The organism is Alteromonas aquimaris (assembly GCF_026183695.1).
Classification (GTDB): domain Bacteria; phylum Pseudomonadota; class Gammaproteobacteria; order Enterobacterales; family Alteromonadaceae; genus Alteromonas; species Alteromonas aquimaris.
On record NZ_JAPFRD010000010.1, the window covers coordinates 471,587 to 491,549 of the forward strand.

The following is a 19,963-nucleotide window of genomic DNA, read 5'->3' on the forward strand; positions in this document are numbered from 1 at the left end:
TGCCGTCCGTGTAGGTTGCAATCTATTGGGTTAACTCATCGCTTTTTTCGTTCTCGGTCTGCTGCTGGTAACGCTCCATCCACATTGATTTAGCCTTTTTAATCTCAGCTTCGCCAGGCGCGGCGCCATCTGACAGTGTCGAAGCAATGTTCATGACGATTTGATCACGTTTTGCCAGTAGCCGTTCCGCATTGGCAAAAAGATCCCTTGCTTCAGGATACTTTTCCTTTAACGACTCAATGCCCTTTAGGGCGTAAAAGCGCTGTTCGAATTCATCATTAAATAAGCTCCGCTTAGCATTAAACTTGACGTATTCTTTTGCTTGGCGCGAGTCTAAGTAAGCAAGATCGGAGGCTGGCAGTTGCGCCGCTTCAGCGACCTCTTTCGCCTTTTCAAGCCAATATGCGACCTTATCCGGGTCATTTTCTAACACCCCTTGTTTTATGCCTTCCTGCAAATCAGTGGCATGCAAAATATCCATGACCGTAATGACGGGAACAACTTCATCGCTGGCTGATTCTCTCGATAACCATCCAAACCAACCTACAACGGTAATCGTTAACACCAACAAACCGACTAACGCCAAACGCTTCATGTCATCTCCACTATCATAAAAATTTATTTGGCAATTTAGCATAGTTGAGAGACAAAAATAGTACTGCGGTGAATATTTGGACGGGTAAATTGGTTTAATAGTCGAATTATTATTCCACGCAATCGAGATAACCATTTTACGCTGTTTACTTGACGCCAGAATGAGGCTCCAGTATTTCAATGCATCTTGCTCAAACGCTTTGCTCGTATGAAATAAAACGGAAGCGATATCACTTGAAAGCCACAGATGTAAAAACACGGGATGTTAAACAGGAGTAAGGCAAATCACAGGTTGTGATAAGAAGCGGCGGCTAAAATTGCGCGTGATACTTATTCAGTTGATACATATCTAACGCTCAAATCAGGTATTAGCCGAACGCACATGTATGTAAACTGCAAATCCATTTGGTTAGCCCTTGCATAAAAAAACAGTCGAATTTACGTCGACTGTTTTTTATATTAATGATAGAGAAACTAAACGGTATTACTCATTGGGTTTGGAGTTTTCAACCCGGCTTTTTAATTTTTGTCCGGGTCTGAAGGTTACCACCCTTCTGGCTTTAATGGGGATATCTTCACCAGTCTTAGGATTTCGACCAGGGCGTTCATTTTTATCCCTCAGATCAAAGTTACCAAAACCTGATAGTTTCACTTGTTCACCTGATTCAAGTGCCGCTTTTATTTCCTCAAAAAAAGCTTCTACTAAATCTTTTGCATCACGCTTGTTTATGCCTAATTTTTCGAATAAGTGTTCAGCCATCTCGGCTTTGGTCAATGCCATAGTCTACTCTCTTAACGCTGCCTCAAACTCTGACTCCAGTCCTGAAATAACCGCATTAACGGCTTGTTGTATTTCAGATTCTTCTAAAGTTTTGTCTGTATCCTGCAAAATAAGCGTCATTGCCAGGCTTTTGTAGCCGGGTTCAATTCCACTACCTTTATATACGTCGAACAAGTTTAGGCCAACTAGTTGATTTACGCCAATTTTTTCTACGAATTTTAGTATATCCCCTACCGCGATGTCATCTTTAACTGTAATGGCGATATCACGACGGTTTGCGGGATAGCGAGAAATGGGTTTTGCTTGTGGCAAATTACGCGTATTAATCTCGCTAAGATCAAGTTCAAATACAAAAACCCGACCATTTAATCCAAGCAACTTCATGAATTGTGGATGAATTGCGCCAATCACGCCAACTTTTTTACCATTAAATTCTATATCCGCGGCCATGCCAGGGTGAAACGTAGATTGCGAAGATGAAACGAACGTGAATTCAGAACCCTTGCCTGTCTGTGCTAATAAGGCTTCGACATCACCTTTGATATCATAAAAATCAAATGCGTTATCATCTAAATCCCAATGTTCTACATTACGTTTGCCCACAATCAAACCACCTATCACGGGCGTTTGTATAACACCATTAGGGGCGGCCTCATCAGCGACGAATTTTAATCCCGTTTCGAAAAAGCGAATGCGTGATTGTTGACGCTTTTGATTGTAAGCAGCGGCACCGAGCAAGCCTGGGATAACACTGACTCGCATGACTGACATGTCAGAAGATATCGGATGCGGGAGTGTCAGCGAAGCGATATCTGGGTAAAGTGTTTGCTGTATTTTAGGGTCTACGAAGGAATAGGTAATGGCTTCCTGGTAACCTCGCTGTAATAATACGGATTTTAATTGGGCGTCAGATAATTGCGCCTCCTTTGCCGGCAACATTTGTAAGTGTGCCGTTGGCGCTACATCAGGAATATTGTTGTATCCATAAATACGCGCAACTTCTTCAATTAAGTCTTCTTCAATAGCGATATCGAAACGGTAGCTAGGAACAATGGTATTCCATTTTTCATTCGCATAGGTGGTGGCCAAACCCAATCGAGAAAGTAACTGCGTGACTTTTGCTGGGTCAATTTCTATTCCTAAAACCCGATTCAACCTGTCTTGGCGTAAGGTCACTGCATTTACTTGCGGCAACAAAGTTTCCTCCACCGCTTCCACCACAGGACCGGCCTCTCCTCCGCAGATTTGCAAGATTAATGCAGTGGCTCGTTCCATGGCTCTATGCTGGAGTTGGGGATCTACACCGCGTTCATAGCGATGTGACGCATCGGTATGTAAACCGTACTGGCGCGCCCGACCCATAATGACATCACGACTGAAAAATGCACTTTCCAACAGGATATCTTTCGTGTCAGATGAGACGCCAGAATCTAAACCGCCAAACACACCCGCCATTGCCAAGGCTTTGTTATCATCTGCAATGACTAACGTGTTATCAGACAATTCAACGGTAGTCTCATCTAACAGCGTTAATGATTCACCCTGTTTTGCCATTCTAACCTGGACGCCACCTTCAATTTTATTTAAATCAAAGGCGTGCATGGGTTGCCCCAGCTCTAACAAGACAAAATTCGTTACATCAACTATGGGATCTATGCTACGTACACCACATCGGCGTAGTTTTTCGGTTAACCATAGTGGCGATGAGGCCGTAACGTTAACGTTTTTCACTACTCGGCCAAGGTAGCGCGGACACCCCTTAGGCGCATTCAGTGCTACTGATAACTTGGCCTCGATTGCAGGTTCAACAGCCGGTACTTCGGGTTCATTCACATCAAGTTCATTAAGTACTGCAACTTCACGTGCCACACCTCGAATGCTCAGGCAGTCTGCCCGATTCGGTGTCAAATCTACTTCTATCGTTAAATCATCGAGATTTAAATAATCACGGATATCCCGACCAATAGGGGCATCAGCAGGCAATTCGATGATACCTGAATGATCGTCACTGATTCCCAATTCAGAAAAACTGCATAACATGCCCATTGAAGGTTCGCCACGCAATTTGGCCTTTTTGATCTTAAAATCGCCCGGTAGTACAGCTCCCACAACCGCTACGGCGACCATCAAACCTTCACGGCAGTTGGGTGCTCCACAAACAATATCGAGCAGATCGCCTTCACCAACATCCACTTTTGTAACGCGAAGCTTATCGGCATTCGGATGTTGGCCGCACTCTACGACCTTACCTACTTTTACGCCCTCAAACTCACCCGCGACCGGTTCTACACCATCTACTTCAAGGCCCGCCATACTAAGTTGCTCAGACAACGTTGCAGTTGGCACTGCCGGGTTAACCCACTCTCTTAACCATTTTTCACTGAACTTCATTAGTCACTTGCCTTAATTGAATTGCTTGAGGAAACGTAAATCATTTTCGAAGAAGGCGCGCAAGTCGTTAACGCCATAGCGAAGCATAGTCAAGCGCTCCACGCCCATCCCGAACGCAAACCCGGTGTATTCTTCTGGATCAATGTTGACCGCCTTTAGTACATTTGGATGGACCATTCCACAACCCAGTACCTCTAACCATTGACCGTTTTTACCCATCACATCCACTTCCGCTGATGGCTCAGTGAACGGAAAATAGGAAGGTCTGAAGCGAATCTGTAAGGACTCTTCAAAGAAGTGATGTAGGAAATCATGCAGAATGCCTTTTAACTCGGTAAAGCTGACATGCTTATCCACCATCAACCCTTCCACCTGATGGAACATTGGGGTATGTGTTTGGTCGTAATCGTTACGATATACTCTGCCAGGTGAGATAATGCGTAGAGGTGGTTTTTCCACTTCCATTGTTCGAATTTGCACACCCGACGTTTGCGTGCGTAGCATGACATCCGGGTTAAAGTAGAACGTATCGTGATCAGCACGCGCTGGGTGATTAGCGGGTATGTTTAAAGCGTCAAAATTATGAAAGCCGTCTTCCACCTCTGGACCGCTTTTCACTGCAAAGCCAAGTTGTGAAAAGAAAGATTCGATGCGCTCTATCGTGCGGCTTACAGGATGCAGGTTTCCTGCAACTTCACCCCTACCCGGTAACGTAACGTCAATGGCTTCTTCAGCGAGCTTTTTATTCATTTCTGCGGTGCGCAGCGCATCGCCTTTGGCGCTGATAGCTTGTTGAATTTCCTGCTTGGCCAGATTGATTTTCTGACCCGCAGCCGGACGTTCTTCAGCCGATAAACGACCTAATCCTTTCAACAGATCCGTAAGCTTACCCTTTTTACCCATAAACTCGACCCTGACCTGGTCAAGTGATGCTGCATCATTTGCAGTCTCAATCTGCGCCTTGGCCTGATTGATAATTGCTTCAAGCTCCATGATTTCCCCGATTGGCATGATGACTGGTTAACAGTCAGCCTAAAAATTCAAAAAGCGTAGTTTACACGACAGGCTGTTCCCATCGCTACCTGTTCACGCAGATAATCAAAAATTTTATGCATATTATAGAAATTTCGGCCCTACAACGAAAAACGGCGAACCATCCTGGTTCGCCGTTTTCCGAAAGAACTTAAACTTAATTAGTTAATAATTAAGCTAACGCGCCTTTAGCCGCTTCGACTAATGCGCTAAATGCTGCTTTGTCATGTACTGCGATGTCGGCAAGGATCTTACGATCAATTTCGACAGACGCTTTCTTCAAACCGTTTATGAAACGGCTATATGACATACCATTATGACGAGCTGCCGCGTTGATACGTGCAATCCACAATTGACGGAATTGACGTTTACGCTGACGACGGTCACGATAAGCATACTGACCAGCTTTAGTTACAGCCTGTACAGCTACGCGATATACGCGACTACGAGCGCCGTAATAACCTTTAGCTTGCTTTAGAACTTTTTTATGACGGGCACGTGCGATAGTACCGCGTTTTACTCTAGCCATTATTCAGTCTCCTCGTCTTAAACGTATGGCAACATACGCTGTACCAATTTGGTATCAGCATCATGAACCAGTTTTTTGCCACGTAAGTGACGTTTACGCTTAGTACTCTTCTTAGTCAGAATGTGACGTAAGTGAGACTGTTTACTTTTGAAGCGACCAGAGCCAGTCTTTTTAAAGCGCTTGGCTGCTCCACTGTTAGATTTCATTTTAGGCATTGCTAAAACTCCGCATTGTTTAATATCGGCTTATGTGATGTGCAGTCATCATATCACCGGTTACATTTGCAGCAGGGTGTTTCGGGGTGCAGAATCCTGAAAACTTTAGACCACTACTACTTCTTAATTGGGGCGAGCACCATGATCATCTGTCTGCCTTCCACCCTTCTGGGGAAAGACTCACAGTTAGCAATGTCTTCCAATTCGGTTTTAACCCGATTCAGTAAGTCGATGCCAATATCCTGATGCGCCATTTCACGACCGCGGAAGCGGATTGTGACCTTGGCTTTGTCACCACCTTCCAGAAAGCGACGCAGGTTGCGCAGTTTTACCTGGTAATCGCCTTCATCAGTGCCAGGGCGAAATTTAATCTCCTTGACCTGAATTTGCTTTTGCTTTTTCTTTTGCTCTTTCTGAGCCTTGCTTTTTTCAAAGAGGAATTTGCCATAGTCCATAACCTTACAGACTGGCGGCTCAGCATTCGGACTAATTTCGACCAGATCCAGATTTACTTCTTCTGCTTTTTTCAAAGCTTCTGAAATCGGTACTACCCCAATCTGTTCACCTTCTACACCAATGAGTCGAACTTCATTGACTTTGATTTCATCGTTAATGCGGGCTTTATCGCCCTGAGCCTTATTATTAGCGCCTTTAATGTGCTATTCCTCCAAAAATTAAAATCCAACGCCCAAAACCATTCCATTGTGGTCGGGGCACCGTCGTGGCACAGCGAGTATACCACTAATCTTAATCTGATATCAGATTAAGATATTAAATCAATTTATCAGCGATTTCCTGCTGAATTTTATCCATAAATGCATCGAGTGACATTTTACCAAGATCGTCGCCTTTGCGGGTTCGTACCGCAACTTCACCGGCTTCCACTTCTTTATCACCAATGACAAGCATATATGGTACTCTTTTAAGAGTGTGCTCGCGAATTTTAAAGCCAATCTTTTCATTTCTCAAGTCAGACTTTGCTCTAAATCCAGATTCTTGCAACTTTTGTACACATTCAGTGACAAATTCAGACTGTTTATCGGTAATATTCATCACCGTCACTTGTTGGGGAGCAAGCCAAAGCGGAAACCACCCAGCAAATTCTTCAGTCAAAATACCAATGAAACGCTCCAGCGAGCCTAAAATTGCGCGGTGGATCATTACCGGAACCCGACGTTCGCCATCTTCCGCCACGTAAGTGGAGCCAAGACGGTTAGGCATGGAGAAATCTAATTGCACAGTTCCACACTGCCATGCTCTGTCAAGACAGTCGTACAAGGTGAATTCAATCTTAGGACCGTAAAAGGCACCTTCACCTGGTAAGTAAGCAAACTCGATGTTTTTATCTTTTAACACATCTGCTAATGCTTTTTCTGACTTATCCCAGATTTCGTCGCTGCCTACACGTTTTTCCGGACGTGTGGACAATTTAACCGCCACCTTTTTGAAACCAAAGGTTTCATAGGCTTCGTAAACCATATCAATACAGCTACCCACTTCTGCTTCGATTTGTTCTTCAGTGCAGAAAACATGGGCATCATCCTGGGTGAAGCCCCGTACGCGCATTAACCCATGCAGCGCGCCGGAAGGCTCGTTCCGGTGACAACAACCAAACTCAGCCATTCTAATAGGCAGGTCGCGATAAGATTTAAGGCCTTGATTGAAAATCTGTACGTGGCCAGGACAGTTCATCGGCTTAATCGCATATTCGCGTTTTTCCGATTCAGTAGTGAACATGTTCTCAGCGTATTTGTCCCAGTGTCCGGATTTTTCCCATAATGAGCGGTCCATCATCAATGGCCCCTTAACCTCATCATAGTGATATTTACGCAATAAGCCTCGAATAAACTTTTCCAGCTCGGTATAAATACTCCAGCCGTCATTGTGCCAAAATACCATACCAGGCGCTTCTTCTTGCCAGTGAAATAAATCTAACGACTTACCTATTTTACGGTGATCGCGTTTCTCAGCTTCTTCGAGACGATTCAGGTAAGCTTTCAACTGTTTCTTGTCCGCCCAGGCGGTACCATAAATACGTTGAAGCATTTTATTTTCGCTGTCACCACGCCAGTATGCACCAGCTACCTTCATTAGTTTAAAGTGGTGACAAAAACGCATGTTGGGAACGTGAGGCCCCCGACACATATCCACATATTCTTCATGGTGATATAACCCAGGACGATCATCCTGACTAATATTTTCGTCTAGAATTTCAATTTTATAGCTTTCGCCTCGCTGGGCAAATACTTCACGGGCTTCCGCCCAGCTCACCCTTTTCTTCACTACATCATAATTGGTTTTTGCCAACTCAAGCATGCGTTTTTCCAACGTCTGCAGATCTTCCTGAGTCAGGCTATGGGACATATCCACATCATAATAAAAGCCGTTATCAATGGTAGGGCCAATTGCCATCTTAGCGTCTGGCCAAAGCTGTTTAATGGCATGACCAATCAAGTGAGCGCAGCTATGGCGAATAATTTCCAGGCCGTCTTCATCTTTCGCAGTGATAATTTGTACATTCGCATCGTGCTCGATGATATCAACCGCATCCACACGTTCACCATTGACTTTCCCGGCAATGGTTGCCTTAGCTAGGCCGGGACCAATATCCTGAGCGATATCTAAAACTGAAACTGGGTGGTCGAAAACGCGTTGACTTCCGTCTGGGAGTGTAATTACAGGCATGAAAATTCCTTAACAGTGGTGACACCTACTCTGTGCCACTTGTATTTTATCTATTTGATTTACCGCTAACTGCGAATCGTGAGGGCGACAACGCCCGGAACCAACGGATTATAACGGTAAGCTTTCGTTATGCAACGGTATTTCCTTAATATCCTAATATTCGACGAAAGAAAGGTGGGCCTTTCTGGAAATGCACTGATTCTTTGTCATACTTTCGTATTATCTTGCTTAACAACAAACCCAAACTATGTGGCATTTCATCAGCGAACATATCAGTGAACAAGCGCAGATTGATTTTGTTGTCCAAAACTACCATCGTGTGGCTGGGGGAGACACGCATGACTGCTTTATCGTCAAAGACGATACACATAGATATTTCGTTAAAACTTCAACGGTACTCCCTCTCTCTGCATTTACCCAGGAAGCAGAAGGACTGGCTGCAATCCGCGCCACGAGCACGCTGGGGTGTCCGAGCGTAGTTTGTTGGGGGCAAATTACTACAAATGAAAAGCCGGTGAGCTATCTGGTCCTGCAGCACATTAAGTTTCAATCCAGTTCAGACAACGCTTGGTCCGAATTGGGTGAGAAACTTGCCGCAATGCACCAATTTCCTCCACCTGACAATCAATTTGGCTGGCAGCAATCCAATTACCTTGGCGCAACCGTCCAAACCAATACCCCTTCGCAAAGCTGGGCACATTTTTTTGCCGAACAACGAATCGGCGCGATGTTAGAAATGCTTGCACATAAAAATATTCGCATGATAAACCCCGATCAACTGGTCGAACGCGTACTCATTTTTCTTTCAGATCACAAACCGCGGCCTTCTCTAGTGCATGGAGATTTATGGTCAGGCAACATAGGCTTCAGTAAACACGGGCCGGTTATTTTCGATCCCGCCATTTACATTGGCGATGCCGAAACCGACATCGCCATGACTGAATTATTTGGCAGATTTAACGGCAATTTTTATCGCGCTTATTATGAAAGCATTCCGCTCAACCCGGGTTACGAAGCCCGCAAACAGGTCTATCAATTGTATCACTTACTTAATCATGCCCTTTTATTTGGCGGCGATTATGTGTCATCCTCCCAATCTATTATTCAGCAATTTCTTCATCAGTATTAGGGATTTCTATGACCGATTCACCCGTGGCGTTAATTACTGGGGCGGCCAAACGCATAGGAAAGACGCTGGCAACAAGCTTGCACCAAAATGGATATCGCGTAATTGTACATTATCACCATTCGGAAAAGGCGGCTTTAACGTTTAAACAGCAGCTTAATGCTCAGCGAGCTGATTCAGCTGAGATTGTTCAGGCAAACCTTTGCAATATTAATGAAGTGGAAAAAATGGCTGATGAGGCGCTGCAGGCTTTTGGCAGAATCGATGTATTGGTCAATAATGCTTCAGCTTTTTACCCTACCCCATTAGGAGAAATTACTTCTACGGTTTGGGATGAATTAGTAGGTAGTAACGTCAAGGGTGCGTTATTTCTAGCGCAAGCGCTAAAAGTTTCATTACAAAAACAACGAGGCTGCATCATCAATCTTACTGATATGCATATTGACAGGCCGCTTCCGTCCCATTCAGTATATTGTCTAGCAAAATCTGCGTTGAGTTCGCTAACACGATCTTTAGCCGGCGAACTAGCTCCTGCCGTGCGCGTCAACGCCATCGCGCCGGGTCCAATTTTATGGCCAGAAAGGGAAATGAGTAATGATGAAAAAGCGCAGTTAATTTCTACTGTCCCGCTAAAACGCTTAGGTACGCCAGAGGCAATAGCCCATGCCATGCAGTTTCTCCTCATCGCAGACTATGTAACCGGACAGACGCTGTATGTAGATGGGGGTAGAAGTATTCAGTCCAATGCTATCGCATGATGCTTAAGTTTCTTTACCGGTCAAGGTTGCGCTGTATATGGGTTGTATTTACTGTGAGTCTGCTGTCATGCAGTTACCAACCCACATTAGAAACCACCTTGGATGACTACCAGCAGCGCCTTCAACGTGTGCTGAATATTGAGGTGGTAACACCGGTTCGCAGTCCCGAGCTTCACTTACCAGACCTGCCGGACAACCCTGAGGCGATTCAACAACTCAACATCAACCTGATTGACTTTAATCGCCTGAACGAATGTGAAGTGTCATCACTCATCGCGGAACGAAATACTACTCTTGGTAAAGTACAGCCGCTGTCTCAACGATTTATTTATGAAGCTAAATTACTCACCCTGCTAGAGCGTTGCGAACTGTCTCTTGCACTAACGGATGCTGGACTATCGAAACGTGTGGGAGAGATATTTCGCATCAAACAGGCGCAATTTTCTGCGTTATGGGCGTTATTAATTCAGAAGAGTGATGAAATGAAAGTTGCTTTAAGTGTCAGTAACGCATCGTTAGTTACCAGGTCTACCCACAGCGAAATGAATTCAGTGGTTGCGCTGTCGTATTTAGATTCTCTAAAAGACAAACCATTAGAAGTCGTCAATAAAGAGGTAGAAGCCAGTTTGGCAACCCTGTACCTTTCCAGACTGCCGGCAAAACTTTGGCGCACACAAATGGTGCTCACGCGTCAGCTAACCAATATTACTCAACTTGTGTCCACCGAGCTCGAGGAATTGGACTGTAGTAAGACCACAGACTTCAGTAAAGCCGAAATATTACGGAATGTCTTTCAGCTATTTTTTATCCAACAAATTCAGCCCATTGGCAGTGAATTAAATCATTATCAATACCAACTTTTGCCTATATGGGAACGTTGGATCACCGATAAACACTTAAGCCCTCCGTTTAAACAGTACCTTCGCAAACACACTCAGGATGGTTTTTCTCACTACAAAACTGCCATGCATGAGCATGTCCTGATGTGGCAAAATTTTTTCAAACAATGCGGCATGGAAGTCTCTGCGAACAGGTAGGTAAACGCATTGCCAATGAGTAAGGTTGGCTCAGCATGAGTGTATTTAATATCAACCCTTAGCTGAACCCGTTCTGAGAATGACAACGAAAAATAGAATCAGCAAGGCCCCGTACAGACGCCATGCAAACCATGCATGTCTGGAGATAGACAGCCTCTTTAGAAAACGCGTTCCACCCCTTTGCAAATAGGGTTAAAGAATATTTTCACCACTTTTTGGGTCGGTTGTCTGCGCCGCTTGCTGACGAATGGATTGCGCTTCACTGCTTACATCATCATCTGCACTTTTCGCCACATCCGACTCACGCGCAGGTGAATTCGCTTTCAATTTTGCTGACAGTTCAGTTTTCTGCTCATGTCCACCTGACGCGGCCTGGGTGACCCTTATGCCTTCAGGAAAAATGATTTCACGGGCATCATCCGGCATGCTGATCCCATTACTATCAAATAGTGCGACAATATCGCGCATGAGTACTGATGACATTTTCAAAACGCTTACTACTTCAACATTTATCCAGAAATAAACTTTTAAATTCATTGTGGATGAACCCAGGTTATCCACTAGCACCTGAGGTTCGGGTTCGTCCAGTACATGGGGGTGTTCAGCCAGTAATCGGGTGGCTAGTTGTTGCGCTAATTTGGCATTATTGTCATAGCCGATACCAATGACAAAGCTTCCCCGCATTCTATGATTGGTCGTATAGTTCTTTACCACCCCCTTATAGATAATGGCGTTGGGAATTTGTATATGGTTACCATCGAAATCCACCAGGGTGGTCGCCCTGGTGGTGACCTTCTGTACCACTCCCGTATATTCGTTCACATTGATAATGTCACCCAGTTTGAAGGGTCGCTGTACAGTGAGAAGCAAACTTGAAATAAAATTTTCTGCAATGTCTCTAAATGCGAAACCAAGAATAAGTCCAAGTACCCCAGTGCCACTTATGATCGCGACTGCAAATTCAGTTAAGCCGGCAAGCTTTAAAAACAGATAACACCCCAATAGAATGATCAGTAAGGAGACTGCCCGTCTCGATACCGAACGAATGAGATCACTTTGGGTAACATAATTAAATGGTTTAAGAATTACGCGGGACAGTGGTGATGCAAGAAGAATAAGAGCAAGCAGCAGTACCGCGCCTAAGGCGAGACTGGGAATACGTTCTAAAAATGAAATACTGACTTCATAGATGCTCGATTTAATGCTGACAAGTGCCTCACTGAATGGAGTACTTTGCCCTTTAATATACCCTGTCAGATTCTCCAAACCACGTCCTTCAAAGCTGGTTACACACAAAGAAAGTTACGGTGAAATAAGCAGATAAGATCCTAATTTCACGTTAAATACACCTCTTCTTCTTCTCATGGATTTACCCTGACAAAGAGTGAAGATTACTTGTGCCTATATCAAAACGAAAAGATTGTCTTAGCGCATATTGCACTTACTCCGTCTACCACCTGAGTCGTGATCTCTTTTCCGAGTTTTACAGGCTAACGCCCCCCCACTTCATCTGGCAGAATTTTATGATCTAATTAATCTTCAATTACTTACAAATAAAAGTAGGGTAAAAAACCAGCATTGCTAACGAAATAGCCAGTGGGGCCAAGAGCAAGGTAATGGTAGAGAAAGTAAGTGTTTCCATTGAAGAAGCGTCGGACGTAATTGCTTTTTGGTTTGATGAGCTGGGTCCACAACAATGGTTTAAAAAAGATCCTAACTTGGACAAACTGATTGCATCTCGCTATGCACACTTACATGATGCGGCCACAAGATGTGAACTTTGGCCCTGGCGCGTTACCTCGGAAGGTCGGCTAGCAGAGATTATTGTTCTTGATCAGTTTTCCCGAAATATTTACCGGCAGAGCGCACTAGCTTTCGCCAATGATAGCCTTGCCTTGGCATTATCTCAGGAAGCCATCAGTATAGGCGCGGATAAAATGCTAACTATTGATCAGCGAGCTTTTCTCTACATGCCTTTTATGCATAGCGAGTCACTTCCCATGCATGATATCGCGATGGAACTGTTCTCAATCAATGGGCTTGAAATGAATTTGAAATTCGAAAAACAACACCGGGATATTATTCAGCGATTTGGACGTTATCCACACAGAAACCTGATTTTAGGTCGAGCATCCACGCATGATGAAAATGCTTTTTTGAAGCAGCCTGACAGTGCATTTTAAATTAGAATCTAGTGTTCTTTAGCTTAGCACTAATGCCTCTTTTGCCACTGGCTCAACAGGATAACCGCTCGCTTTCCAGCCATTAAATCCACCTTTAAGATAATTGACTGAGGTGAGCCCCATTTCCGCTAAAGTAGCTGCCGCCAGCGTTGCCCGCCAACCCGAGTCACAATAGATAATAAAGGATTTGTCCTTACCAAAAATAGGCTTGAAATAGGGACTTTCCGGATCCACCCAAAACTCTATCATTCCACGAGGAGCATGGAATGCGCCTGGTATTTGTCCGCTTTTTTCCAGTTCCCGAATATCACGAATATCAACCAGCACCACGTCGGGATTATACATTCCATGACTGGCCTGATCCGGCGTAACAGCAGATACGCAGTTCTCCGCTTTTGATAACAGATCGCGATACCCCATTGATAATGCCATAAGTCTCTCCGCCTTTCCCGTTGAGTTACTCACACTACTGTCTACAAAACAACCAAACAAATTCATCCTGAAAATACTCGATATATCCACGGCTAGTGATTGCTTCGAAATACCAAAAAATAATTTAACAACAAAAAATTTAATTATCTTTTTTTAATGCGGCTTGTGTAGACTGGTCAGGCAGTACCGACTTTTTACAATCTCAAAAAAATATTAACAAAAGCCTATTTTAGTATTCAGCATATTTATTTGTTTTAAAAAAAGGATTTACTATGAAAGCTCTGATTACGTTGCTTGTTCTTTTTATTTCGCTCTCATCCCACGCCACCGTAGTGAGATATAATTTAGACCAGTTACTAGGAGAAACCCTGTATAAGTCAGATGATGGAGAAGGGGCGAACTATCTCTTGTTAGATATTGAAAACTCACCAATAAGAGTGATACAGGAAGCGCGAATTGTCATTAATTTTGAAAGGGTAAACTTAGCTTCTATGGGTCGGGTTGTATTTCGAGTTTTCGGGGAAGAAACTGCGAGCCACGCCATTAGTGCCGACCATCAAAGTCTGACCATGGCATACCAAGGTGAATTTGATCCCCTCGTGAACGTTGATCCATACCTGGAAGTTGGTTTCTGGGAATTCCAGTTCACTCTCGATTCCTACTATTTAATAAACGCGACCACGTTTCCCCCGCTAGAAGAGTATGTCATTTTTGGCCCGAATAGTTATCTGGAAATGTCCGACACCAATGGAGAGTTGTTTACTTCTGAGGTGCCTGAACCTTTGATTGCAAGCGTGGTGGCAATAACTGGTTTCGGATTATTCCGACGGAGAAAAGTGTGCTGAAGCCGGGGCATATATCTTCAGGCTGGGGCCGTCCACTTTACACCAAGGCTAGGACGCGTCTAGATTAGTAGTGGTGGTGCAATATATCACGCCCCTACTTAGTGAAACACTTTTTATATTTCGTGGTGGTGGGATGCTTTAGCTTAATACCACACGATAAAGATATATACCCTATTCTTAGTAGCATTTGAGTACACTTTAGGTAATTTAAACAAGGATGTTTGTGAATGCCGAGAATCAAAACCATCTTTATTGACCTGCTGGCAGAATTACCATGGTGGGTGTCGGTACTGGTATCCGCCACGGCCTATGTGGTGATGGTGCATGTGTTGCCATCCATTCAAACCGATAACCAAATCTCCGCAATGGCATTTAAAGCCTTTGTGATCCCCGCGCCTTATCTCGCATGCCTGATGTTGTTAGCTGCCCCCCTTGCGTTTTTTAATTCTCGCCGTAAGGCCAAACAGTTAAATGCCCAGCGTAATTTACAAACCGTGCGCGATTTGCACTGGCGCAATTTTGAAGAGCTGGTTGCAGAAGCCTTTCGCAGACAGGGATATCGAGTAACAGAAGGTGGTTTTGGTGCCGACGGTGGGATTGACCTGGAGTTAAGGAAAAGCGATGAGCTAGTGCTTGTACAGTGCAAGCAGTGGAGAGCGCAAAAAGTTGGTGTGAGTGTAGTGCGGGAAATGTTCGGCGTGCTAACTGCCGGTAATGCTAACCAAGCTATTATCGTCTGTTCAGGCAAGTTTACCCAACAAGCTGTGGAGTTTGCTTCTGATAAACCAATCGAGTTACTAAATGGAAACCAATTGCTTTCGCTCGTTAAAGATGTACAAACTGACTCAGCATTAGCAACGGATAGACAGATATCGTGTCCCAGATGTGGCAGTGCCCTTGTGGAACGACAAGCGAAGCGCGGCCCCAATAAAGGCAGTAGCTTTTTAGGATGCACTCACTTTCCCAAATGTCGCTATACTCAATAGAGATTAAAGGAGGAATAATGAAAGACTTGGATGTCCACAAAAAAGTCGCTGTACTTATCGATGCAGACAATGCCCAACTTTTAAAATTATCCGCGATATTGGATGAAATATCCGCTCACGGCGATGTATTAATCAAACGTGCCTATGGTGACTGGTCCGTTGATGCCTTAAAGAATTGGAAAACGTCACTCAACGAACTAGCTATCCAGCCCATTCAACAATTCGCTTACACGACAGGCAAAAACTCTACAGATGCATCGATGATTATTGATGCTATGGATTTACTCTATTCAGAAAGAATAGATGCATTCGCGCTTGTATCAAGTGATAGTGACTTTACTAAGTTAGCCTCGCGGTTGAGAGAGTCAGAAAAGTTTGTGTTTGGTGTAGGTGAAAAGAAAACACCCATCTCGTTTAGGAACGCCTGTGACGATTTCATTTTTACTGAAAACCTAGAGGCCGGACAGGTATCAAAGTCAGACAAATCAAAGCAAACAGGAACTAATACATTAAATGGAGTAGAAGAGTTGATACCTGCACTTCTTAAAGCGTGGGAGCTTTACCAAAACGATGACGGTTGGGTGAATGTTGGTCCTGCTGGAAGCTTTCTAAAAAGAGCCAAACCCGACTTTGACCCACGAACCTATGGCTCCACAAAAGTAACAGATGTAATAGCTAAGCTTTCCACTGTCTTTGATATGGCTCGTCAAAAAGGAAAAGGGACGACACAGATAATTCTGTATCGCCCGAAAAGCTGAACTCGTATATTCCCATATGTTTTCTGATCTTAGTATATTGGATCTTTGTGTCTTTACTCATTCTTCATCTAAATGTGAATCGCATCGGTAAATTAGGAGGCAAATTTATTTGAGTCATGCTGCCGCATCTTCGACTAGTTGTCGATGATAGCTTTCCTCATATTCAACAGGTCGAATGTAGCCAAAGAGTTCTAGCAGCCGTTTTATGTTAAACCAGTTAGCCCAGTCTAGCGTGACAAGTCCAACCTGCTCCAATTCTTTCCAAGGTCCATCTTTATAGATGACTTCGGTTTTAAATAAACATTGCTAGTCTCTACCAGTGCGTTGTCAGATGAATCATCGACACTACCAGCAGAAGCGTTAAAGCCCGCGTCAGATAATCGTTCAGAGTACCGAATGGATAGGTATTGACTGCCGCGGTCGCTATGATGAATAACGCTTTTTGGCTTACCGTGTGCCCACAAGGCTTGCTCCAGCGCATCCAATATCAACTGCATTTGCGGCGACTTCATCACGCGCCAAACCACCAAAAATTGTTCAACACTACAATCGACACTGCAATAAATTATGAGTTTTAACAATCCCAGCTGAACGCTAATGAACTAAAATATTATATAAGCCAATGATTTGTAGAGATTAAAGATTGCTATTGAATTTAAGCGAAAAATAAGATGGTGCGTCTACCCTGACTCGAACAGGGGACCTCTACCATGTCAAGGTAGCGCTCTAACCAACTGAGCTATAGACGCAATATAAGAAGTTGCTGCCGTTCCTAACGTGGAAGTCGTTGGAACGGCGCGTATAATAACGATGCTCCCGCTGTGACGCAAGCACAATTTCAACTCAAACCGATTAACTGTCTAAACGGTAGTCAGTTTAGTCTCTTTCACTAAGGGTAAGCAGTTAAACGGCAGCGGTTTGATCAAATCGACTATCGACTGATCTTCCGTAATTTTCATAAAATACTCCCCTAGCCTGTCTGATTCCTGGATGACCGTTTCCCAGTAGGTAATCCGCGTTTGATCATTCATCTTTTTGAAATCACTGCGATCAGGAATTTTATTGAATGGTAGCGCATTAACAAAATCAGCGGAGGGTACTAACATAACAGTATTATCGTAACTATTTGCATGGGGCCACCTTCCTTTCAACCCCTTGTCGAACCAACCGGTCACAGGGCGCGGGTAAAAGTGGGGATAGAGCACCAGCCCAGGTTCAGGCCCGAAATGAAGATCAAAATGATAATCGATAATCCCACCATCGCGGTATACGCCAGCCGGTGCGTCTTGTATATGCTCAACGCCTTGCATAATAATGGGAATAGAGCCTGAAGCTAATAGCACGTCTTTGACATTGTTCTCACTAAATTCGAGGTGCTCTGTCTTCAGATCGTAGGGATCGGTTATATCAAACTTGCTATGGGGGGCAGAAAAAATGAATCGGCTGAATTGTTGTTGCAGATAGCGACGGTGAATCGCATTTCCACTGGCCGCCATGGTGAGCCCCCCAAGTTGCGCCAGCCGACCGTGATTTTTCATCATTCCGTGACACTTGGCGACAAAAACGTGTAACTTGAAGCGCTCATTTGTCAACACGTTCATGACCCCTTCAGGCCCCAGCATGTCGTGAATTATTTGCTTGGCGCTGCGGGAAACGTCGGATTCGTTTGTTTTTTTCGGATAGGTCGTATTAGCATAAATATGGGCCAGCCGATTAATGGCCGCGAGCGGATTATCCTGTACAAAGCAAGCAGCCCGAAACGCACCGGCAGAAGAGCCAATTACCTGAACCTGCCCTCCTCGGCGCTGAAACCATGCGGGAAAGATTACGCGATCCAGGCCAGTTAATACGAACCACTTAGGCCCACCTGAGGCACCAAGAAAATATTTAAAAAGTAAGGGATAAAAGCCATGCTGCTTCAACGCAGCCATTGCCGAAGGTCCGGCATAGATATCCAATGGTGCTGCCAACGTTATCCTTCCCGTTATTTAATACATTGGGGAGGCTAATTTAGCAGGTCGTTTAGACAATTCAACACTTGATTTAAAATTAAGCCGCCTGATAAAGAGCGCAATATGCCCCGCTAGGATCTTTGATTACACAAAATTGTGCGTCACCATGTGAACGAACATCGCCTATCTGCTCCCCACCGCTGCGCAAAACCTCTTTCAATGACTTGGTCAAGTCAGCTACCGTAAAATACTGGATCCAACCTGTTGGATAAGATTCATTAGCCCCCTTAGCATGACATATTCCGCCCACCACATTTCCTTTGCTGTCCTTCATAACGTAATCGTCGTAATCTCCCATATTATAAGGTTCGGCCGACCACCCCATCACTATTTTATAAAAATTCGCGAGGGCTTCAGCGTCTTCTACCGTAATATCACACCATGAGGAGCTTGAATCTGTGGACATGAATTTATTCCTTTTTTCTAGTAAGTTGAGTCACAATAACCTGCAAAACTAAAAAAACTCTACAATAATTATAGACATTCAACAAAAAAAATGATTGAAATGTATAATCGACTTGCATTGAACAATGAATAATCAGCACATTTATTTGAAGTATTTCAGCAAGTTACAAATCCACCCCACGCTACTTAACAAACTTATCCACAGAATAAGTGGATAACTGGTGATAACTGGGAAGGGCTTAATAACTGTGATTAACATTTTTTAATTCATTAAAGAAAGGAATGGTATGTCGAAACAGACACTGGCGGTTTTACCTATGGAATTTACGATTCACAGTTTAGAGTCGAGTACGAAAATTCCTGACGAGGTGCTATCTAGCCCGCTTTTTTTCTTAGGTAAAACCAGAGAAGAGCTATCCATTGTCGTTCCCTCGAATGTTTCTGTAGATTCGCTTGATTCTGACCTGGAATGGCGGGCACTTGAACTTATCGGTCCACTGGCGCTATCGATGGTAGGAATTATGGCGCAGATTGGTGATGTACTGGCCAAAGCAAAAATTAGTATTTTCATCGTTTCTACTTTTGAAACAGATTTTTTTCTGGTAAAAAACAGTAAATTGGCTGATGCTATTGGCGCTTTACGCAAAGCGGGTTATACCGTAATTGAAGAGTAACCAATAAGTAAAGGTATCATTATTTTTCCCTTACCAAGCGCGCCTCCGAGCAATTTTACCTATCACCTTGCGATCTTGTCTCCGGCTACAGGATCCAGAGTAGCTAAAAAAAAGGCCGCCGATGCGTTATTTGCCTGCGGCGCGATGGGTGATGGTAGCGCTATTCGCGTCACGGGTAGTACATTGTACGCTCCTCTTGACGCGCGTATTGAAGCAATTCCAGAAACAGGTTATGAAATAATGTTGCGCTCAGCTGCAGGGCTAAAGTTGTGGATCAGGATAGGCGCTTCTACACATCATTTGATGGGGGAAAAGTGTCAACGATTAGTCTGTGTCGGCGACGAAGTTGCGGCAGGTTCACCCTTGATGAATATTAATCCTATATGGCTGAAATCTAAAGGTATCGAACCAATATGTATGGTAACAGTGCGCAATACAAAAAGCCTCCGTGCTTTGGTTCCGGCTAACAATATGCGCTTGGTAGCGCTGGAAGATCCATTATACGACGTCTACTGGTAAA

Annotated in this window: 21 protein-coding genes, 1 tRNA gene and 1 pseudogene; 9 read left to right on the forward strand and 14 right to left on the reverse strand. The window is 44.1% G+C overall.

Annotation, left to right across the window (positions count from 1 at the left end; all coding sequences use genetic code 11):
* Positions 1-22: 22 nt before the first annotated feature.
* The 8 genes from OPS25_RS09750 to thrS all read right to left on the reverse strand — a co-directional run bounded on the left by OPS25_RS09750 (position 23) and on the right by thrS (position 8,227).
* Positions 23-595, reverse strand: a complete 573-nt coding sequence (locus OPS25_RS09750; protein ID WP_265617516.1) for a hypothetical protein — start codon at positions 593-595, stop codon at positions 23-25.
* Positions 596-1,078: 483 nt separating this feature from the next.
* Positions 1,079-1,375 carry an integration host factor subunit alpha gene (gene ihfA, locus OPS25_RS09755; RefSeq protein WP_265617517.1) on the reverse strand — a complete coding sequence of 99 codons (297 nt, stop codon included), beginning with the start codon at positions 1,373-1,375 and terminating at the stop codon, positions 1,079-1,081.
* A 3-nt stretch (positions 1,376-1,378) separates the two neighbouring features.
* Positions 1,379-3,766 carry a phenylalanine--tRNA ligase subunit beta gene (gene pheT, locus OPS25_RS09760; RefSeq protein WP_265617518.1) on the reverse strand — a complete coding sequence of 796 codons (2,388 nt, stop codon included), beginning with the start codon at positions 3,764-3,766 and terminating at the stop codon, positions 1,379-1,381.
* A gap of 12 nt (positions 3,767-3,778) precedes the next feature.
* Complete coding sequence (gene pheS, locus OPS25_RS09765; RefSeq protein ID WP_265617519.1) at positions 3,779-4,759, reverse strand: phenylalanine--tRNA ligase subunit alpha; 981 nt, start codon at positions 4,757-4,759, stop codon at positions 3,779-3,781.
* A 211-nt stretch (positions 4,760-4,970) separates the two neighbouring features.
* Positions 4,971-5,327 carry a 50S ribosomal protein L20 gene (gene rplT / locus OPS25_RS09770; RefSeq protein WP_169209315.1) on the reverse strand — a complete coding sequence of 119 codons (357 nt, stop codon included), beginning with the start codon at positions 5,325-5,327 and terminating at the stop codon, positions 4,971-4,973.
* Between the two features lie 17 nt (positions 5,328-5,344).
* Complete coding sequence (gene rpmI / locus OPS25_RS09775) at positions 5,345-5,542, reverse strand: 50S ribosomal protein L35 (protein ID WP_018981376.1); 198 nt, start codon at positions 5,540-5,542, stop codon at positions 5,345-5,347.
* Between the two features lie 116 nt (positions 5,543-5,658).
* Positions 5,659-6,198, reverse strand: a complete 540-nt coding sequence (infC, locus tag OPS25_RS09780) for a translation initiation factor IF-3 (RefSeq protein ID WP_265617592.1) — start codon at positions 6,196-6,198, stop codon at positions 5,659-5,661.
* 115 nt (positions 6,199-6,313) lie between these two features.
* Positions 6,314-8,227, reverse strand: coding sequence for a threonine--tRNA ligase (gene thrS / locus OPS25_RS09785; RefSeq protein ID WP_265617520.1), 1,914 nt, complete (start codon positions 8,225-8,227; stop codon positions 6,314-6,316).
* A 247-nt stretch (positions 8,228-8,474) separates the two neighbouring features.
* Between thrS and OPS25_RS09790 the strand changes: the two genes are divergently transcribed.
* From OPS25_RS09790 to OPS25_RS09800, 3 genes are read left to right on the forward strand one after another with little or no spacing between them, the layout of a single operon-like run.
* Positions 8,475-9,356 (forward strand): fructosamine kinase family protein, encoded by an 882-nt coding sequence (locus tag OPS25_RS09790; RefSeq protein ID WP_265617521.1) that lies wholly within the window; start codon positions 8,475-8,477, stop codon positions 9,354-9,356.
* A gap of 8 nt (positions 9,357-9,364) precedes the next feature.
* Positions 9,365-10,111, forward strand: a complete 747-nt coding sequence (locus OPS25_RS09795; protein ID WP_265617522.1) for a pteridine reductase — start codon at positions 9,365-9,367, stop codon at positions 10,109-10,111.
* A gap of 53 nt (positions 10,112-10,164) precedes the next feature.
* Complete coding sequence (locus tag OPS25_RS09800; protein WP_265617523.1) at positions 10,165-11,148, forward strand: DUF3080 family protein; 984 nt, start codon at positions 10,165-10,167, stop codon at positions 11,146-11,148.
* Between the two features lie 192 nt (positions 11,149-11,340).
* On the opposite strand, the gene OPS25_RS09805 is transcribed toward OPS25_RS09800, so the two are convergent.
* Positions 11,341-12,414 (reverse strand): mechanosensitive ion channel family protein, encoded by a 1,074-nt coding sequence (locus OPS25_RS09805; protein ID WP_265617524.1) that lies wholly within the window; start codon positions 12,412-12,414, stop codon positions 11,341-11,343.
* A 350-nt stretch (positions 12,415-12,764) separates the two neighbouring features.
* Between OPS25_RS09805 and OPS25_RS09810 the strand changes: the two genes are divergently transcribed.
* Positions 12,765-13,331, forward strand: coding sequence for a DUF924 family protein (locus OPS25_RS09810; protein WP_265617525.1), 567 nt, complete (start codon positions 12,765-12,767; stop codon positions 13,329-13,331).
* 18 nt (positions 13,332-13,349) lie between these two features.
* On the opposite strand, the gene OPS25_RS09815 is transcribed toward OPS25_RS09810, so the two are convergent.
* Positions 13,350-13,763: a rhodanese-like domain-containing protein gene (locus tag OPS25_RS09815; protein WP_265617526.1), complete on the reverse strand. Its 414-nt coding sequence runs from the start codon at positions 13,761-13,763 to the stop codon at positions 13,350-13,352.
* Positions 13,764-14,035: 272 nt separating this feature from the next.
* Between OPS25_RS09815 and OPS25_RS09820 the strand changes: the two genes are divergently transcribed.
* The 3 genes from OPS25_RS09820 (at position 14,036) to OPS25_RS09830 (ending at position 16,352) form a co-directional block, all read left to right on the forward strand.
* Entirely contained in the window at positions 14,036-14,608 is a 573-nt protein-coding gene (locus tag OPS25_RS09820; RefSeq protein ID WP_265617527.1) for a hypothetical protein, read from the forward strand.
* Between the two features lie 227 nt (positions 14,609-14,835).
* Positions 14,836-15,594, forward strand: coding sequence for a DUF2034 domain-containing protein (locus OPS25_RS09825; RefSeq protein ID WP_265617528.1), 759 nt, complete (start codon positions 14,836-14,838; stop codon positions 15,592-15,594).
* Positions 15,595-15,611: 17 nt separating this feature from the next.
* A complete protein-coding gene (locus OPS25_RS09830; protein ID WP_265617529.1) occupies positions 15,612-16,352 on the forward strand; it encodes an NYN domain-containing protein in 741 nt (246 codons plus the stop codon).
* Between the two features lie 114 nt (positions 16,353-16,466).
* On the opposite strand, the pseudogene OPS25_RS09835 reads toward OPS25_RS09830, so the two are convergent.
* The 4 genes and pseudogenes from OPS25_RS09835 to OPS25_RS09850 form a co-directional block, all read right to left on the reverse strand.
* Positions 16,467-16,882 (reverse strand): annotated as a pseudogene (locus OPS25_RS09835) (DDE-type integrase/transposase/recombinase); the annotation flags it as partial.
* A gap of 142 nt (positions 16,883-17,024) precedes the next feature.
* Positions 17,025-17,101: transfer RNA gene (locus tag OPS25_RS09840), tRNA-Val, on the reverse strand.
* A gap of 111 nt (positions 17,102-17,212) precedes the next feature.
* Complete coding sequence (locus tag OPS25_RS09845; protein ID WP_265617530.1) at positions 17,213-18,322, reverse strand: patatin-like phospholipase domain-containing protein; 1,110 nt, start codon at positions 18,320-18,322, stop codon at positions 17,213-17,215.
* Between the two features lie 79 nt (positions 18,323-18,401).
* Positions 18,402-18,770 carry a VOC family protein gene (locus tag OPS25_RS09850; protein ID WP_265617531.1) on the reverse strand — a complete coding sequence of 123 codons (369 nt, stop codon included), beginning with the start codon at positions 18,768-18,770 and terminating at the stop codon, positions 18,402-18,404.
* Positions 18,771-19,056: 286 nt separating this feature from the next.
* Here OPS25_RS09850 and OPS25_RS09855 point away from each other — a divergent pair, with 286 nt between their 5' ends.
* Both OPS25_RS09855 and OPS25_RS09860 read left to right on the forward strand, forming a co-directional pair.
* Positions 19,057-19,443 carry an ACT domain-containing protein gene (locus OPS25_RS09855; protein WP_265617532.1) on the forward strand — a complete coding sequence of 129 codons (387 nt, stop codon included), beginning with the start codon at positions 19,057-19,059 and terminating at the stop codon, positions 19,441-19,443.
* A 75-nt stretch (positions 19,444-19,518) separates the two neighbouring features.
* Positions 19,519-19,962, forward strand: coding sequence for a PTS sugar transporter subunit IIA (locus OPS25_RS09860; RefSeq protein WP_265617533.1), 444 nt, complete (start codon positions 19,519-19,521; stop codon positions 19,960-19,962).
* The last annotated feature ends 1 nt before the right edge of the window (position 19,963 follow it).

What these genes read in the sequence shown, in the direction of transcription:
- OPS25_RS09750 (WP_265617516.1), bottom strand. Translation starts at nt 595, where the DNA reads ATGAAGCGTTTGGCGTTAGTCGGTTTGTTGGTGTTAACGATTACCGTT.
- ihfA (WP_265617517.1), bottom strand. Translation starts at nt 1,375, where the DNA reads ATGGCATTGACCAAAGCCGAGATGGCTGAACACTTATTCGAAAAATTA.
- pheT (WP_265617518.1), bottom strand. Translation starts at nt 3,766, where the DNA reads ATGAAGTTCAGTGAAAAATGGTTAAGAGAGTGGGTTAACCCGGCAGTG.
- pheS (WP_265617519.1), bottom strand. Translation starts at nt 4,759, where the DNA reads ATGGAGCTTGAAGCAATTATCAATCAGGCCAAGGCGCAGATTGAGACT.
- rplT (WP_169209315.1), bottom strand. Translation starts at nt 5,327, where the DNA reads ATGGCTAGAGTAAAACGCGGTACTATCGCACGTGCCCGTCATAAAAAA.
- rpmI (WP_018981376.1), bottom strand. Translation starts at nt 5,542, where the DNA reads ATGCCTAAAATGAAATCTAACAGTGGAGCAGCCAAGCGCTTTAAAAAG.
- thrS (WP_265617520.1), bottom strand. Translation starts at nt 8,227, where the DNA reads ATGCCTGTAATTACACTCCCAGACGGAAGTCAACGCGTTTTCGACCAC.
- OPS25_RS09790 (WP_265617521.1), top strand. Translation starts at nt 8,475, where the DNA reads ATGTGGCATTTCATCAGCGAACATATCAGTGAACAAGCGCAGATTGAT.
- OPS25_RS09795 (WP_265617522.1), top strand. Translation starts at nt 9,365, where the DNA reads ATGACCGATTCACCCGTGGCGTTAATTACTGGGGCGGCCAAACGCATA.
- OPS25_RS09810 (WP_265617525.1), top strand. Translation starts at nt 12,765, where the DNA reads ATGGTAGAGAAAGTAAGTGTTTCCATTGAAGAAGCGTCGGACGTAATT.
- OPS25_RS09815 (WP_265617526.1), bottom strand. Translation starts at nt 13,763, where the DNA reads ATGGCATTATCAATGGGGTATCGCGATCTGTTATCAAAAGCGGAGAAC.
- OPS25_RS09820 (WP_265617527.1), top strand. Translation starts at nt 14,036, where the DNA reads ATGAAAGCTCTGATTACGTTGCTTGTTCTTTTTATTTCGCTCTCATCC.
- OPS25_RS09825 (WP_265617528.1), top strand. Translation starts at nt 14,836, where the DNA reads ATGCCGAGAATCAAAACCATCTTTATTGACCTGCTGGCAGAATTACCA.
- OPS25_RS09830 (WP_265617529.1), top strand. Translation starts at nt 15,612, where the DNA reads ATGAAAGACTTGGATGTCCACAAAAAAGTCGCTGTACTTATCGATGCA.
- OPS25_RS09850 (WP_265617531.1), bottom strand. Translation starts at nt 18,770, where the DNA reads ATGTCCACAGATTCAAGCTCCTCATGGTGTGATATTACGGTAGAAGAC.
- OPS25_RS09855 (WP_265617532.1), top strand. Translation starts at nt 19,057, where the DNA reads ATGTCGAAACAGACACTGGCGGTTTTACCTATGGAATTTACGATTCAC.